15 protein-coding genes are annotated in these 16,553 nt (G+C 39.4%); 10 read left to right on the top strand and 5 right to left on the bottom strand.

From position 1 onward, the window contains the following. The first annotated feature begins 528 nt into the window (after positions 1–528). Positions 529–1,815, top strand: coding sequence for a glutamate/aspartate:proton symporter GltP (gene gltP / locus K6I41_RS16915; RefSeq protein WP_004794835.1), 1,287 nt, complete (start codon positions 529–531; stop codon positions 1,813–1,815). Positions 1,816–1,873: 58 nt separating this feature from the next. Here gltP and K6I41_RS16910 read toward each other — a convergent pair whose 3' ends face one another. The 4 genes from K6I41_RS16910 to K6I41_RS16895 all read right to left on the bottom strand — a co-directional run bounded on the left by K6I41_RS16910 (position 1,874) and on the right by K6I41_RS16895 (position 7,070). Then, positions 1,874–2,974, bottom strand: a complete 1,101-nt coding sequence (locus K6I41_RS16910; RefSeq protein WP_250374817.1) for a glycosyltransferase family 4 protein — start codon at positions 2,972–2,974, stop codon at positions 1,874–1,876. 265 nt (positions 2,975–3,239) lie between these two features. Further along, on the bottom strand, positions 3,240–4,175 hold the full coding sequence (locus tag K6I41_RS16905; RefSeq protein ID WP_250374816.1) for an LpxL/LpxP family acyltransferase: 936 nt from the start codon (positions 4,173–4,175) through the stop codon (positions 3,240–3,242). 116 nt (positions 4,176–4,291) lie between these two features. Then, positions 4,292–4,924, bottom strand: a complete 633-nt coding sequence (locus K6I41_RS16900; RefSeq protein ID WP_004794830.1) for a LysE family translocator — start codon at positions 4,922–4,924, stop codon at positions 4,292–4,294. Between the two features lie 235 nt (positions 4,925–5,159). Beyond that, a complete protein-coding gene (locus K6I41_RS16895) occupies positions 5,160–7,070 on the bottom strand; it encodes an ATP-binding cassette domain-containing protein (protein WP_111855546.1) in 1,911 nt (636 codons plus the stop codon). 32 nt (positions 7,071–7,102) lie between these two features. Between K6I41_RS16895 and K6I41_RS16890 the strand changes: the two genes are divergently transcribed. Beyond that, on the top strand, positions 7,103–7,348 hold the full coding sequence (locus K6I41_RS16890; protein ID WP_005302092.1) for a SlyX family protein: 246 nt from the start codon (positions 7,103–7,105) through the stop codon (positions 7,346–7,348). A 54-nt stretch (positions 7,349–7,402) separates the two neighbouring features. Here K6I41_RS16890 and K6I41_RS16885 read toward each other — a convergent pair whose 3' ends face one another. Next, on the bottom strand, positions 7,403–8,413 hold the full coding sequence (locus tag K6I41_RS16885; RefSeq protein WP_151988865.1) for a zinc-binding alcohol dehydrogenase family protein: 1,011 nt from the start codon (positions 8,411–8,413) through the stop codon (positions 7,403–7,405). 99 nt (positions 8,414–8,512) lie between these two features. Here K6I41_RS16885 and K6I41_RS16880 point away from each other — a divergent pair, with 99 nt between their 5' ends. From K6I41_RS16880 to K6I41_RS16845, 8 genes are all read left to right on the top strand, one after another. Continuing rightward, a complete protein-coding gene (locus tag K6I41_RS16880; RefSeq protein ID WP_107880690.1) occupies positions 8,513–8,890 on the top strand; it encodes a winged helix-turn-helix transcriptional regulator in 378 nt (125 codons plus the stop codon). A gap of 148 nt (positions 8,891–9,038) precedes the next feature. Beyond that, positions 9,039–9,488 (top strand): ammonium transporter, encoded by a 450-nt coding sequence (locus K6I41_RS16875; protein ID WP_151988864.1) that lies wholly within the window; start codon positions 9,039–9,041, stop codon positions 9,486–9,488. Between the two features lie 35 nt (positions 9,489–9,523). Then, positions 9,524–12,160 carry a type I DNA topoisomerase gene (topA, locus tag K6I41_RS16870; protein ID WP_250374815.1) on the top strand — a complete coding sequence of 879 codons (2,637 nt, stop codon included), beginning with the start codon at positions 9,524–9,526 and terminating at the stop codon, positions 12,158–12,160. Between the two features lie 88 nt (positions 12,161–12,248). Then, positions 12,249–13,007, top strand: a complete 759-nt coding sequence (locus tag K6I41_RS16865) for a hypothetical protein (protein WP_250374814.1) — start codon at positions 12,249–12,251, stop codon at positions 13,005–13,007. A 132-nt stretch (positions 13,008–13,139) separates the two neighbouring features. Next, positions 13,140–13,721, top strand: coding sequence for an HdeD family acid-resistance protein (locus tag K6I41_RS16860; protein ID WP_151766734.1), 582 nt, complete (start codon positions 13,140–13,142; stop codon positions 13,719–13,721). 115 nt (positions 13,722–13,836) lie between these two features. Next, positions 13,837–15,816, top strand: a complete 1,980-nt coding sequence (locus K6I41_RS16855; RefSeq protein WP_250374813.1) for an ATP-dependent helicase — start codon at positions 13,837–13,839, stop codon at positions 15,814–15,816. A 72-nt stretch (positions 15,817–15,888) separates the two neighbouring features. After that, positions 15,889–16,128 carry an RNA recognition motif domain-containing protein gene (locus K6I41_RS16850; RefSeq protein ID WP_003654760.1) on the top strand — a complete coding sequence of 80 codons (240 nt, stop codon included), beginning with the start codon at positions 15,889–15,891 and terminating at the stop codon, positions 16,126–16,128. A gap of 9 nt (positions 16,129–16,137) precedes the next feature. Next, entirely contained in the window at positions 16,138–16,500 is a 363-nt protein-coding gene (locus tag K6I41_RS16845; RefSeq protein ID WP_250374812.1) for an ASCH domain-containing protein, read from the top strand. The last annotated feature ends 53 nt before the right edge of the window (positions 16,501–16,553 follow it).

Genomic DNA, 16,553 nt, shown 5'->3' with positions numbered 1-16,553 from the left:
ACGGATTAGATGTTGGAACGGAAACGATAAAAATAACGATTAACCTGAAAGCACAACCTCATTTACCCGAGTTTTGCAGGACGCAGAACTCGGGTTAATATTTTATATATACCATATTTAATTTATCGTAAAAAAAGAAATATTTTTAAGTTAATCTTAATTTTAAAATCTATCTAATGATAGGTAAGCACTCATGTATATCTAAGTCATTTTCAATGAAAATAGATACAATTTTTTTTTCAGATAAGTTTCTGTTTTTATAGATTATTGATGAATAAATATGGGTTTTCATCTGTTTAGAGATAAATTGGGGTTGTTTAATTAGCAAATCTCAATAGAATGTGCCGATCGTTGACATGTTGGATCGTCAACAGGCATTGTTGTTTATCTCGTCAGATCGGCGAGTTGTGATTTGTTTGTGCATTTAAATTTCTGTTTGGAAATTACTGTACATATTGAGGTTTCACTCTTAGTTAGTGGTCTTCTCCCTCTCATATTTGATACTTTGCGGTGCATAAGGATTGTCTTATGAAGAATTTTAAATTTAGCCTTGCTTGGCAAATTTTAATTGCTTTAATCCTAGGGATAGTTGTCGGGGCTGTTTTACATAATCAGCCTGAAATCAAAGACAGTATTGTAACTAATGTTCTTACGCCACTTGGTAAGATTTTCATTAGCCTGATTAAAATGATTGTTATTCCAATCGTTTTCTCTACCTTGATTTTAGGTATTGCAGGTGTTGGCAGTACGAAAAGTTTAGGGCGACTTGGTTTTAAAACCATTCTCTATTTTGAAATTATTACCACTATTGCTATTTTGGTGGGCTTAGTTGCAGCGAATATCTTCCATCCAGGTTCAGGCATTGATATGTCTCAACTGGTTCAAACTGATATTTCTCAATATAAGCATACAACTGAAGAAGTTCAGTCACAGTCTCATGGCATTATGCAGACAATATTATCGCTTATCCCAACGAACATTATTAGTTCAATGGCGCATGGCGAAATGTTACCTGTGATTTTCTTTGCTGTGTTATTTGGTATTGGTTTGTCTTCATTACCAGCAACAACTAAAGATCCATTATTAAACGTATTTCATGCTGTATCGGAAACAATGTTCCGTGTAACGCACATCATCATGAAATATGCGCCAGTGGGTGTGTTTGGTTTGATTGCAGTAACGGTTGCAAACTTCGGTTTCGCTTCGCTTATCCCTTTAGGCAAGTTAGTCGTGTTGGTATATGGCGCGATCTTGTTCTTTGCTTTGGTGGTACTTGGTTTAACTGCAAAAATGTTCAGCATCAATATCTTTACTTTGTTTAAGATTTTGAAAGATGAATTAATTTTGGCATATTCAACTGCAAGCTCTGAAACAGTTTTACCGCGTATTATGCAAAAGATGGAAGCTTATGGCGCGCCTAAAGCAATTTCTAGTTTTGTAATCCCAACAGGTTATTCATTTAACCTTGACGGTTCTACGCTTTACCAAAGTATCGCGGCAATCTTTATTGCACAGCTTTACGGTATTGAAATGTCAATTAGCCAACAGGTCATTTTAGTTGTAACTTTAATGATTACTTCTAAAGGTATTGCGGGTGTTCCTGGCGTATCGTTTGTTGTGTTATTAGCAACATTAGGTAGTGTTGGTATTCCTGTAGAAGGCTTGGCATTTATTGCTGGTGTTGACCGTATCATGGATATGGCACGTACCGCGTTGAACGTTGTAGGTAATGCACTTGCAGTACTTGTGATTAGTAAATGGGAAAAACAATACGACTATGAAAAAGCAGCAGCTTATGAAGCATCGCTTAAATAAAGCTGACTTTTTATTGTTGTAATAAAAACCCGCGTTGATCGCGGGTTTTTTTATGAGGTTATTTCAGTACAGATTCATATAACGCCAGTGTCTGATCACACATGTCTTTCAAGCTAAACATGGTAACAGGGGCAACGATTTGAGGCTGTTCAACATGCTGTCTAACTGTTTCCAGTAAAGCCTTTTCATTTCCTACTTCAACAAGACCTTGTGAATAGATATTCGATAAAATCTCGGCCACGCCTCCACGATTCCAGCCAATGACTGGAGTACCGACTGAGAGCGCTTCTAATGCTGTTCTACCGAATGTTTCTGCTTGATTGGATAGAGAGAGCACAATGTCACTAAAAGCGAGCCATTCGCGAATATCTGAGCGATGACCTACAAAGGTAATTCTATCTGCGAGTCCTTTACTTTGAATGGTACTCTGCAACTCGCTTAAATAGGCCTGTTTTTTTGCATCGGCACCACCAACAACTACCGCATGTAGCTGAGGATATTGTTCACCTAGTTTTTGCATCAATTCAATTAAGCTTTCATGTCCTTTTAAACGCGTAATACGGCCAGGTAAGCATAGTAAGAATTTATTTTCGAGTTCAGGAAAGTCATTAAAAACTTGATTAAACCATTGTGCTGATGGCTGATAACTATGTGGAAACGCGGTTGGGTCAATTCCTCGATAAATTCGAACAATATCTTGGGGAGGGCAGTTTTTATAATGGTCAGTGATGTATTTAACTACACTATCTGAAACAGCAATCACTTTTTCGGCCTGCGTCATAATTGCACTATAACGATTGACTGAATAAAAGCCATGCACCGTGCTAATGAGGTGAGGACGTTTGTTCGCAGGTATTTTCCTTAAAGCAAAGTGAGTTAGCCAAGCAGGTACACGTGAGCGTACATGAACAATATCTGGTTGATGCTGTTCAATCAGCTGATGTAATGGACGGATTTGCCACAAGCTTGAAAGCGACTTTTTATGAATGGGTAGCGTTAAATGAGTAGAACCTTCAGCTTCGAGCTGTGAGACCAAGCGGCCACCGTTTGAAACAACCAATGATTTGTGGCCTTGTGCAACGAGCGCACGTGCAATTTCTAGTGTGCCGCGTTCTACGCCACCGCTATTGAGTTCTGGGAGAAGTTGCATCACTTTCATTGTTTTTTGCCTTATACATTCATAAAAGATGGACCATCCACAGATACATCATTTCAAACTAAATCATTATCCGGAATTTACTATCGTGATAGCGACATGGATGTCGCTGTTTCGCTGTGTTACAAGGAAGTAACATCAGCGGAACAAAGGATTTTTGCTTACTTTTTATCCCTAAAAAGTAAGGTCTGCCTATTCGAAAGTATTTGAATTTCACTTTAAATTGAGGCTGTGCTTACTATCAATTTAAAATTATCATAGCTTTATCTTAATAGATTTCTTCATATCCCTCAGGACGTGTCTTAAATCGACGGTGGAACCACATATATTGAGTCGGTGCGATGCGAAGTTGATTTTCAATAATTTTATTGACGCGTGTTGCATCATCGACTTCATCTTCACTTGGCATATTGTCGACTGCAGGTTCAATCAGAACGTGATATTTTGGGTTCTTAATATCTCCATGGCGATAGAAATATAAAGGCACGGCGACTGCTTTTGAGATTTTTAATAAGCGGCGATGTGCAGTTACTGTGGCAGCAGGTACGCCAAAGAATGGCGCCATAACACCTTGTTTAAGTCCAAAGTCTTGGTCGGGGCTATACCAAATTGCATCGCCATCTTTAAGGTGACGAATTAAACCACGCATATCATCATGGTCTATTTGTGCTTTATAAATCGTGCCACGGCAACGATAAATGAGCATATCGAGCAATGGGTTATTTTGAGGTCGATAGACAACATCTGGTTCAAAATACTGAGCACAAACATAGCCGCCTGCATCAAGAAGCGTGCTGTGAGTCCCCAGTAATAAAACACCTTTGCCATGAGCTTGGGCATTGGTAATGTGCTCTAAACCTTCAATCGTGACTCGATTTTTAAACCAGCGTGGGTTGTACCATGCATTTAAGGTTTCAAACACCCCAAGCATCATATCGACGAAAACTTGTTGAGCTTGTTGTTGAACCTTATCGGCAGACCATTCAGGAAAGCAGACTTCTAAATTACGAATAGTGGTTTTACGGCGTGATTTTAGATATTTCCAAGCTAGATGAGCTACGCCATGCGCCAGACGCCATTGTATGGCCCAAGGTAAAATAGCCAAAAGCATTAAAAAGACAATAGCAATCCAAACACCCCAATATTTAGGCAATAAAAAGGACCATTGAAATTCACCGGGCGTATAGGGCTGCTTTTGGCTCATAACGATATAAAGAGTTCAAAAAGTTAAAACAGGCAAAAGTGTATCACGAACTGAATTTATCGTCGTAATACACTGTTCAATTGAGTGTTAAGAGAGGATGAAATAAGACGGTTGTGTTATCGGCGATTTTCTAAAAGAATTTTAACAGCGAGTCCTGCTAATACTGTTCCCATGAGCCAACGTTGTATATTTGCCCAAAGAGGTTTTTGTTGTAGAAAAAGGGCAATGCTACCCGCAGAAAGTACAATAAGCGCATTTACTGAAACGCTGACAAAAATTTGAATCGTACCGAGTTGAATTGATTGCCACAAAATACTGCCTTGTTGTGGATGAATAAACTGTGGCAGTAAAGATAAATACATAATGGCAATTTTCGGATTAAGCAGGTTGGTCGCAAAACCCATTAAAAAGAGTTTAGCTGGGGAATCTACTGATAAATCTTTTACATTGAAAATCGGAGCGGCATTTGGACGTAGTGCTTTCCATGCAAGCCAGAGTAAATAAATTGCACCAGCAATACGAATCGTGTCGTAAGCATAAGGAACAGCAACAATTAACGCCGTAATACCAAAAGATGCGCAAAGCATATAAAAGATAAAGCCTACAGCTACTCCACCTAAAGAGATAAATCCAGCAGTTTTCCCTTGGCAAATTGAACGGGAAATAAGGTAAATCATATTGGGACCAGGAGTGAGTACCATCGCCAAACAAATTAGTCCAAATGCCAAAATTTGAGAAAGCTCCAGCATGCCAAAACACTCCAATATTATTATGTTGTTAGATATAGCATAATTATTTTTATAAGTCCTATATTCAAGCACAAGGCTATTTTAAAATACTAAAAATAGCCAAGATATAATCCATGATAGGAATGTGATTTATAAGCTTTAAGTTTTTAAACCATTATATTTACAATATAAAAAAAGAGCCTGCTTAATTTAAGAAGGCTCTTTTTTTAGAGGCTTTTTAGGAAAGTAAAACGAATTAGTTTCCTTTACTCATTTGTTCAAGCACGTCCCAACGTTCCAATTTTTCAAGCAGTAATTCTTCAATTTCTGCTAGGCGTTGGCTTGCTTGGGTCGCAGCATCTGCATCTTTAACAAACCATGAACCATCTGCAAGTTTCTCAGAAAGTTCTGCTTGTTCCTTTTCTAAGTTTTCAATTTCAGCGGGTAATTGTTCAAGTTCACGCTGATCTTTATAACTCAGTTTGACCTTTTTAACGGTACTTTGAGCAGCAGCTTTTTCCGCTTCAGCTTTCGCCTGAGCTTTTTTAACATCAGATTTTTGATCGACTACTTTGTCATCTGGACGTTGCTGCAAATAGTCTTGGTAGCCACCGATGTATTCTGCAATATTGCCTTTACCATCAAATACCCACGTAGATGTTACTACGTTATCCATAAATGCACGGTCATGGCTAATGAGTAGCAATGTGCCTTTGTAATCAGACAACATTTCTTCTAGAAGCTCTAGAGTCACCATATCCAAGTCATTGGTTGGCTCATCCATTACAATTAGATTTGATGGTTTGAGTAGCAGTTTAGCCAGTAAGATTCGATTTCGTTCACCACCAGAAAGTGCTTTTACTGGAGTACGAGCACGTTCAGGTGAAAATAGGAAGTCTTGAAGGTAGCTGTAGATATGACGACGGTTGCCATTTACATCAACGAAGTCAGAGCCTTCTGAAACGTTTGCCATTACCGTTTTTTCAAGGTCTAAGGCATTACGTAATTGGTCAAAATAGGCAACTTCTAACTGTGTACCTGTTTTAACTGAACCGCCATGTTCGATTTCACCTAAAATGGCTTTAATTAACGTGGTTTTACCAACGCCATTATCACCTACCAAGCCAATACGATCACCACGCATGACAAGGGTAGAGAAATCTTTGATCAGTAAATTATCGTCGTAAGCGACACTTAAATGTTCGATATCAAATACTAATTTACCTGAACGATTTGCGTCTTGAGTTGCCATACTCACTTTGCCTTGTTGTGAGCGGCGTGCTTTTGATTCTTCACGTAAAGCTTTTAAAGCACGAACACGGCCTTCATTACGGGTACGACGTGCTTTAATCCCTTGGCGAATCCAAGCCTCTTCTTCAGCTAACTTTTTATCAAATAAAGCATTCTGTTTTTCTTCTGCTTCCATTTGCTGAGCTTTGAGCTCTAAATAGCGAGAATAGTTACCTTCATAACCTCGTAAAATACCGCGGTCGAGTTCCACAATTCGAGTTGCAATACTATCTACAAAAGAACGGTCATGCGAAATAAATAGAAGCGTTAAATTATTTTGATCGAGTAAGAATTTTTCTAACCATTCAATACTTTCAACATCTAAATGGTTCGTTGGTTCGTCTAGCAGTAATACGTCTGGTTGTGTTAAAAGAGCACGTGCAAGTAATACACGGCGTTTACGTCCACCTGACAGGTCCGCTAAGTCTGCATTTGGATCAAGCCCCATTTTACTTAAAAGAGCATTTACCTTATTTTCTAATGCCCAACCATCTAGTTGGTCTAGCTTATGCTGAAGGTTACCCATGCGATCACAGGCTTCCATATCTCCTAACATACAAGCGTCGGTCGCTTCATGATAAGCTCTGAGTACTTCAGAAGCTTCTCCTGCACCATCTGCCACAATGTCAGCTACTTTGCCAGAATCCATTGGAACGTCTTGGGCTAACATTGAAACAGTTAGACCATTTTGAATGGAAACTTCACCAGAATCTGGTAATAGGCTTCCCTCGATCAGTTTAAGTAAAGTAGACTTACCTTCACCATTACGCCCAATTAAACAGACTCGTTCGCCACGTTCTAGATTAAAGTTCGCGCCATCGAGTAGGGCAGGTCCGCCAAAAGCAAGTTGGACATCCCTTAGGGTAATATAGGCCATAATGTTTTCCAGAATCTCAAATGAGGATTTAAATGACTAAACCACCATATCATGATGATCAAGCGTCATTGTCCGCACCCATTGAAGATTTGCAAGTGCGAATTACATTTTTGGATGATTTAGTTGAAGAATTAAATCAACAACTCGCTATTCAGACCCAAGAAATAGCTGATTTAAAAAAACAAATGCAATTTCTTTATCAACGTGTGGAATCATCGGATTTATCAGAAGGTATTGCACCTTTTGACCCATTAACCAATAAACCTCCTCACTACTAATAAAATGGCAAGTTCAACACTTGCCATTTTATTAGGGAATATTTTCAATTTTACTTAAAAACCATGTAATACGATTTTCCCTTTTGTTGTGCCGCTTTCAATTTGCTGATGAACTCGTTTTAAATTTTCAGCATTAATTGGACTTATAACCTCGGTTACGGTCGTTTTGATTTTTCCTTCGTCAACCAGCTTGCTGACCTCATTTAATAGTTCACTTTGTTTTTGCATATCTTCAGTCTGGAACATTGAACGTGTAAACATAAACTCCCAATGCACCGATACTGACTTCGATTTGAAAGGCTTAATATCTAACTGAGCTGGATCATCAATTAAGCCAAAATGACCTTGTGGCGCAATCAACTCTACGATATTTGATAAATGCTGATCTGTTTGAGTCGTTGAGAATACATATAAAGGTGCAGTTAAGCCTAATTGCTTGATTTGGGCTGCTAAAGGCTCTCGATGATCTAACACATGGTCAGCACCGAGTTGCTTAACCCATTCTTTAGTTTCGGCTCGTGAAGCTGTTGCAATAATTGTTAGGTTAGTCAGCTGCTTAAGAAGTTGAATGGTGATTGAACCTACTCCACCAGCTCCGCCAATCACTAATATAGATGTATTTTCTGGAGCAGCTTTGGGTACTTGTAACCGATCAAATAGCATTTCCCATGCCGTGATAGCAGTTAAAGGAAGAGCAGCTGCTTCAGTTGCTTCTAAAGTTTTTGGTTTATGCCCCACAATACGTTCATCAACCAATTGCAATTCACTATTACTGCCTTGGCGATTGAGTGCACCTGCATACCAGACTGCATCTCCGACTTTAAATTGCGAGACTTGTTCTCCAATCGCTTCAACGATGCCTACCGCATCCCAACCAAGAGTTTTCCACTGATTATTTTCTGGATTTACATTGTTGCGAATTTTTGTATCAACCGGATTAACTGAAATCGCCTGAACGCGAACAAGTAAATCACGACCTTCTGCAACGGGAGTGTCGAGTTCAATATTAACGAGTGCTTCTGGTGACGTAATGGGACCTGCTTTTTGATATGCCACAGCTTTCATAATAATAATTCCTCTTGTTGAGAGTTTGATCATAACGTAAGCTTAAAAATAGTGACTACAGACAAATAACGCTCATAGTGTCAAAAAGGATACTGTAAAATGGCAAAACTACGACATTCAAGTTTTGATTGCTCTCCAGGTTGTTCAGTGGAGGCGGCCATTAGTTTGATTGACGGAAAGTGGAAATGCGTCATTCTTTGGCATTTATTTAATGAAGGCACCTTACGGTTTAATGAAATTCGAAAGCGTGTTCCGAGCATTACCCAAAGAATGCTGACAAATCAGTTACGTGAGTTAGAGCAAGACGGAATTATTCATCGGGAAGTTTACCCTCAGGTCCCACCTAAAGTGGAATATTGCCTGACCGAATTAGGGCAAAGTCTTGAGCAAATTTTATTTGCTTTAAAACTGTGGGGTGATGCCCATATCGACCGATTTGGAAAGTTGACACTTGTTAATGATGGTCAGAACTCTTAACTATATTTGAGTGACAATATTGCAATTTGCACAGTGAAATACCGATATTTGGGGTCTTGCGATCTTATCGGGCATTATTTTTCTGATGTAACTTGCGTTTTCTGGTCAGCTTATGCAACTCTAATAAAAGAGATTAATAGGTTTTGCTATGGACAATATGGGAATTTGGGTTACCGTTATCATTGTTCTTTTCGTACTAGGCTCCATTTTTGGTTTAAGAGTGAGCCCACGTGAAAAGGCACTTGGTATTATGCGTGATAAAGCCCGAAAAATAGGGTTACATCCACGTGTAATTGTTGCACCTGAATGGACACATGTTCCAATGGCTACTGAAAAACGTGCCAGCATGGTTGCTTATTATAGTGTACTGATTCCCGATGCCCGTTTATCTTTAATGCGTGCTCGTGTTGTAGACGGCAAATTAAAAGTGGTTCAGGGTGATGAGAAATTTAATGATTCTCCCATTGCATTAAAAGGGATTTATGCTATTGATATGCAGGCAAACTGTGTAGGGCTTTATTGGGATGAGGAATCAGACCTGAGAGCAACACAATTAGATGAGATGAAGGCTTATCTGTTGACCTTGGCTAAAGCCTGATTTTTAAATTTATTGGTATAGGAATAACATTTTATATGGCGAATACCTCGCGCTCTGCATCTCAAAGCACAGCATCTACTGCACCTGCTGCACATAAACGTGCCTTAGTGATTGTGGAGTCGCCTGCCAAAGCGAAAACCATCAATAAATATTTGGGTTCGCAATTCATTGTAAAGTCTTCTGTAGGTCACGTACGTGACTTGCCAACAGGTGGCAGTAAATCAACAGAGAAAAAGCCGGCTGCCCGGACTAAACTCACCGAAGCTGAAAAAGAACAAAAAGCTAGTCAGGCTTTAGTTAATCGTATGGGCGTTGATCCTGAGCATGGTTGGCAAGCTCATTACGAAGTTCTGCCTGGTAAAGAAAATGTTGTAGCTGAACTCAAAAAACTCGCCAAAGATGCCGATGCAATCTATCTCGCAACGGACTTGGATAGAGAAGGGGAAGCCATTGCTTGGCACCTAAGAGAAGTGATTGGTGGTGATGACAGCCGTTATCACCGCGTGGTATTTAACGAAATTACTAAAAATGCCATTCAAGAAGCATTTAAACAGCCAACACGTCTAGATTTAAATCGTGTAAATGCTCAGCAAGCACGCCGTTTCTTAGACCGTGTTGTGGGCTTTATGGTTTCGCCATTACTTTGGGAAAAAATTGCCCGTGGTTTATCAGCTGGACGTGTGCAGTCAGTAGCAGTGAAACTGGTTGTAGAACGTGAGCGAGAAATTCGTGCTTTTATTCCAGAAGAATATTGGCAAGTTTTTGCAGATACCCAAGCGAAAAAAGACGATATTCGTCTTGAAGCATTTAGACAGGCTGGTAAGACCCTTAAACTGAAAAATAAAGCTGAAACTGATGCTTTATTAGATGTTTTAAAAGGTGCTGAATATAAAGTTGCACAGCGTGAAGATAAACCAACTAAGGTCAATCCAAGTGCACCTTACATTACTTCAACTCTGCAACAAGCTGCGAGTACACGTTTAGGCTTTTCTGTGAAGAAAACCATGATGTTGGCTCAGCGTTTATATGAAGCTGGTTTTATTACCTATATGCGTACTGACTCAACTTTCTTGAGTGATGATGCAGTAAGTATGGTACGTGCGCATATTGAAAGCCAATATGGTGAAAAATATTTACCAGCAAAGCCAAACCGCTATGGGAACAAAGCGGGTGCTCAAGAAGCCCATGAGGCGATTCGTCCGTCAAATGTTGCACTTACAGGTGATCAGCTTTCGGGTGTAGAGCGTGATGCTCAACGACTATATGATTTGATCTGGCGTCAGTTTGTTGCGTGTCAAATGACACCAGCAGAATATTTGTCTTCTACTTTGATTGTTGAAGCGGCTAATGTTGAGCTAAAGGCGAAAGGCCGTACGCTTGTATTTGAAGGCTTCACTAAAGTACGTGGCGCGAATAAGTCAGATGACGATATTATTTTACCTGCTATTAAAGTAGGCGAAATTTTAAAGTTAGAAAAATTAGATCCAAGTCAGCACTTTACTAAACCGCCTGCACGTTTTACTGAAGCATCTTTAGTTAAAGAGCTTGAAAAACGTAGTATTGGTCGTCCTTCGACTTATGCAGCTATTATTTCTACTATTCAGGAACGTGGTTACGTTAAGTTAGAAAACCGTCGTCTTTTCGCCGAAAAAATGGGTGAGATTGTGACGGATCGTCTTGATGAAAGTTTTAATAACTTGATGAACTATGCGTTTACGGCAGACCTTGAAGGACAGCTCGATAAAGTTGCAACAGGCGAGCGTAATTGGAAAGAGTTACTCGATACTTTCTATGGCGACTTTAAGAAACGTCTGACCAATGCTCAAGGCGAGCATGGCATGCGCCGTAACCAACCAGTTGAAGTACCAGCTGTACATTGCCCTGAATGTTCACGTCCAATGCAAATTCGTACGGGTACAACTGGTGTATTCTTAGGATGTTCCGGCTATAATTTGCCGCCTAAAGAGCGTTGTAAGGGTACATTGAACTTAACACCTGTTGAGTCCTTAGCTGCGTTATCTGATGATGATGGTGCTGAAACTGCTGACTTGATGTCAAAGCATCGCTGTGCAAAATGTGGCACTGCCATGGACAGCTATGTGATTGATGGTGGTCGTAAACTGCACGTATGTGGTAATAACCCTGACTGCGATGGTTTTGAGCTTGAAGAAGGTGAGTTCAAGATTAAGGGGTATGATGGGCCAACGATCCCATGTGATAAATGTGATGGTGAAATGCAGCTTAAGACTGGTCGTTTTGGCCCGTATTTCGCTTGTACAAGCTGTGACAATACCCGTAAAGTCTTGAAAAGTGGTCAACCTGCACCTCCACGTGTAGAACCGATCAAGATGGAACATTTACGTTCGGCGAAACATGATGACTTCTTTGTGTTGCGTGACGGTGCAGCTGGCTTATTCTTGGCAGCGAGTAAATTCCCGAAAATTCGTGAAACACGTGCACCAAAAGTTGCAGAGTTACGTAGTGTGGCAGCTCAGCTTGATCCAAAATATCAATTTATTTTACAAGCGCCAGATGTAGACCCTGAAGGTAATCCAACAATTGTGAAATTCAGTCGTAAGAATCAATCGCAGTATGTCGGTTCAGAAACCCCAGAAGGTAAACAAACTAAATGGAGCCTAGTTTACCAAGATGGTAAATGGGTTGAGGGCTAATCAAGTCCACCATAAAAAATGCTAGCTCAGCTAGCATTTTTTATGTCTAAAACAATAAAAGAAAATTTTAATTTTATGGGGAATAAGAATGTGGAAAAACATTCGGGTCTTATGTTTATTAATTATTTTATTGATTGTTGCTGTTCAAGCATGGCGAGATCAAAATCAAGATTGGAATCGACCAGTTGTAGTCATTTTACATCCAGTTAATACAGATGGTTTAGAGACAACACAGGCCTATATTCATCAGTTGAAAAATGAAGATTTTTGGGCAATTAATAACTATTTAAGTGAGTGGTCACAGCATTATCGCGGGCAATCAGTAAACTTTATAATTCGCTTAGGACAACAGTTGCAGCAACGACCACCCGAGGTTCCTCAAAATGCCAATATTTTGCAGGTTATATGGTGGAGCTTAAAATTTCGTTTCTATGCATGGCGACAAAAACAACCTGAAGACAGTGGAGCATCACTTAAACTTTATTTAAATTATTATGATCCTAACTACCAAAAAGTCTTAATCCATTCAACTGCTTTAGAAAAAGGTCGTATTGGTAGTGTGAATTTATTTGCGACCAAGACACAAGCTTCACAAAATCAGGTTGTGATTGTTCATGAGCTATTACATGGCTTTGGGGCACAAGACAAATATGATTTAAAAACAGGACAACCTATTTACCCTTTAGGTTATGCCCAACCTGAAAAAGTACCTCTATATCCACAGACTGATGCCGAAATCATGGGTGGTCGAACGCCTTTGTCTGAGCAGAGCAATAAAATGCCGAATGGCTTACATGAAACAATAATAGGTTTACCTACAGCTCAAGAAATTGGCTGGGTGAAATAAAACTGTGGATAAATACTGCTTTATCCACATCAATTGTTAAGAAACGATGCAGATTTTATACAGACAAAAAATGTGAAGTGCATCACTATTATTAGGTAGATGAAATTCTAATACCTGATAATAAGAGTAGCCATGATCATGATGAAAACTGTAGGTAATGATTTAGTACGTAATCAGTTACATGCTGACCGTAAATGGTATTTGATATTGGGCTTTGTGCTTATTGGTTTTGGCCTGATTTTATTTAGTTCATTACCATTTGCGACCTTTTCTGTCGTTTTTTTATTTGGAATACTCATGATGGTCGGCGGTGTTTTGCATCTCGTCGCGGCTATGAGTGTTTTTAAAGGCGCAAGCCGATGGTTATGGGCACTGTTTGGTGTACTTTATTTAATGGCTGGTTATTATGCGTTTTCTACTCCAGTCACTACAGCAGTAGTGCTGACAAGCCTATTATCTATAGCGCTGATCATTGCTGGTGCTATACGTACTATAAATGCAATTTTACTTAAACCAATTACTGGATGGGGCTGGACCCTGTTTTCAGGTTTATTGACGCTCGCTACAGGTATTTTAATTTTAGTTTCTAAAGATTCACCTTTTTGGGTATTAGGAATGTTCCTTGCTATTGATATTTTATTTCAGGGAATTAACTTTCTAGGTTTGGCTTCAGCCATTAAACATCTTCCTTCTAGTTCAAAAACAGTATCTTAAAAAATAATATTCGACCAAAGAGCACTTTAAGTGCTCTTTTTGTTTTTAGGATAGGCAGACCCATCTGTTGCCTCGGTCTGTTAAACTATGTCTTGGTGTTTTAGCGATATGTGTTATGAGTCTTGCAAAATTAATTAATGAACTAAATGCTCAGCAAAAAAAAGCAGCCACTACGTCTGCGCAAAACTGTTTAGTTTTGGCGGGCGCTGGTTGTGGCAAGACTAAAACTATTGTTGCTCGTGCAGCTTATTTAATTGAACAAGGCTTGCCAGCGAACCAAATCCAGATTTTAACGTTCACGCGCCGTGCTGCGAGTGAAATTGTTGCGAGAGTAGAACAACATGTGGGAGCACAGGCAAAGGGTCTGCGAGCTTCAACTTTTCATACTTTTTGTATGTATTTACTACGCCGTAACCCACAAGCTTTTGGGTTAAATCAATTTAGTATTATTGATCGTGATGATCAGTTGCTCATGTTTCGCTTATTAAGAGGTAAAGATAAAGATAACGTCTTGCCTAAAGCCGCAGAGCTGTGTGATTTATATTCTTATGCGAGAAATACTCAAACAAAGCTTTCTGAAGCATTAATCAAACAGCTTCCAGATGCATATGAGCATAAGACTCAAATTGCAGATTTAATGAAAACCTATGAGCAGCGTAAACGAGAGCGTAATTTTTTAGATTACGACGATATCTTGTCAATTGTGGCTGTCCATTTACAAAATTCAGAAGCCTTAACGAATTGGGTAGCAGGTTTTTGTCAGGCATTGCTAGTTGATGAAATGCAAGATACCAATCCTTTGCAATGGGCTTTATTGCAACCATTGATTGGCAAAGTGAAGCTGTTTTGTGTTGGCGATGATGCCCAGTCGATTTATGGTTTTCGTGGTGCAGATTTTGAAAATATCCATTCTTTTAAAGAGCGGATACCTGACGCAGTTATTCATACACTGGATTTAAATTATCGTTCGACTCAAGAAATCTTAGATTTATCAAATTGGTTATTGGCGCATAGCCCAATTGATTATCACAAACAGCTGCAAGCTCATCGTGGGCAAGGGCAAAAGCCTCAGCTGCACCTATTTGGTAATGAGTATGAAGAAGCAAACTGGATTGCACAGGACGTAATAACGCGACATCAGCAAGGTGCAAGCTGGTACGACCATATGGTTTTGGTCCGTTCTGGCTATAGTGCACGATATCTGGAAGGAGCCTTTATTGCTGCTGAAGTACCTTATCGTTTTATTGGTGGGGTAAAACTTCTTGAGTCTGCACACGTGAAAGACGTACTTAGCTTGCTACGTATTGTGAGCAATCCTCACGATGATTTGGCGTGGATGCGTTTTTTAACTTTGTGGGATGGTATTGGTGATGTTGGTGCAAGTAAGCTGGCGCAAGAGTTGATGGGAATTGTTGACGTTGAAGAGCGCTGCAATCGTCTAGAACGTCATGGGAAAGTCCCTTTACAAGCGATTTTAATTTTAAAACAGCTAGATGTATTACAGCAGCATGTTGAAGCAAGCATTGGCTTGGCACTCGATGCTTTGGGTGAACAGCTAGAGCAAAATTATAAAACTAAAGATTGGTCTCGCCGATTAAAAGACTTTGATTTGGTCAAGCAACTTGCGCGTAAACATGCGTCTTTAGGTGAGTTCCTCGAAGAATATGTTCTTGAACCTATTTCAGTTTCTGAAATTGAGAAAGCTGCTGATCAGGATTTAGTGACTTTAATTACGATTCATTCCGCTAAAGGTGCTGAACAGAAAGTTTGCTATGTACCTCATGTATCGCCAAATCAATATCCTTATGCAAGGGCACAGGGCGATTTTGATGATGTCGAAGAAGAGCGCCGCGTATTGTATGTTGCATTAACACGTGCAGAAAATGAATTAATTTTGACTAAGCAAAATCTCAATACATGGTCAGAAGACAATTATGACGAACAAGGTCGTAAAATCGAAAGTTATTTCCTAAATGACCTTCCCGCACATTTGGTTCAGGCAAAGATTCATAGGCAAGTACCTCAACCATTTGCTAAAAAGCAATGGAACCGTTCATCTACAGTAAATTTAGGTTTTGGTATCGATCTGGATTAAACTACTGTATAAGACACTGTGATTACTTAAATATATTGGCTGCTCCCTTTAATTGCCAATTAAGGTTAGAAAATGAAGATATTAGTTCGTAATTTAGATCGTGCTGTGAGTGAAACTGAAATTTTAGAGTTATTCAAAGCATTTGGTAAAGTTGAAACGTGTGTTCTTGTTACTGATAAAGACACAGGCAAATCAAAAGGTTTTGGTTTTGTTGAAATGCCTAACCCACGTGAAGCAATTAAGGCAATTAAAGGCTTAAACCTGCTTAAAGTTAAAGGCAATGGAATTCGCGTTAAAGCAGCTGAAGAGTAAGCCTTTAGTGTGAAAAGACAGTTTTTAGCTCTTTCGATTGTAACGCCAAATGGTACTCGTATCGCTGAAGGTATAAAAACACTTGAAGTACGTTCATGGGTACCTACAAAACTGCCAATCAAAGATCTACTAATTGTCGAGAACCAAAAATTTTTGGTTAAAGGTACAGATGAAGAGGAGGGAGTTGCTGTCGCTTTGGTTGATGTCGACTCTATTCATGCTTGGCGAAATGATGAAATTGAGCCAGCATGTGCAACTGCTTGGGACGAAGGGTATTTTGCTTGGGTTTTAAGTAATGTTCGTCCTATAAAGCAGCCACTAAAAGTTTTAGCGAAACGTAAAATTTATCAAGTTGAGCTGGATTTACCATAAATAACGTTGATTTTATTAATGGAGTCGTTAAGCTAAAGAATAGCTGTTGCAAT

It is taken from the genome of Acinetobacter sp. AS23, from assembly GCF_023612055.1.
Classification (GTDB): Bacteria; Pseudomonadota; Gammaproteobacteria; order Pseudomonadales; family Moraxellaceae; genus Acinetobacter; species Acinetobacter oleivorans.
The sequence above is the reverse complement of the archived record's forward strand: the minus strand, read 5'-3'. Positions and strand labels throughout refer to the sequence as shown.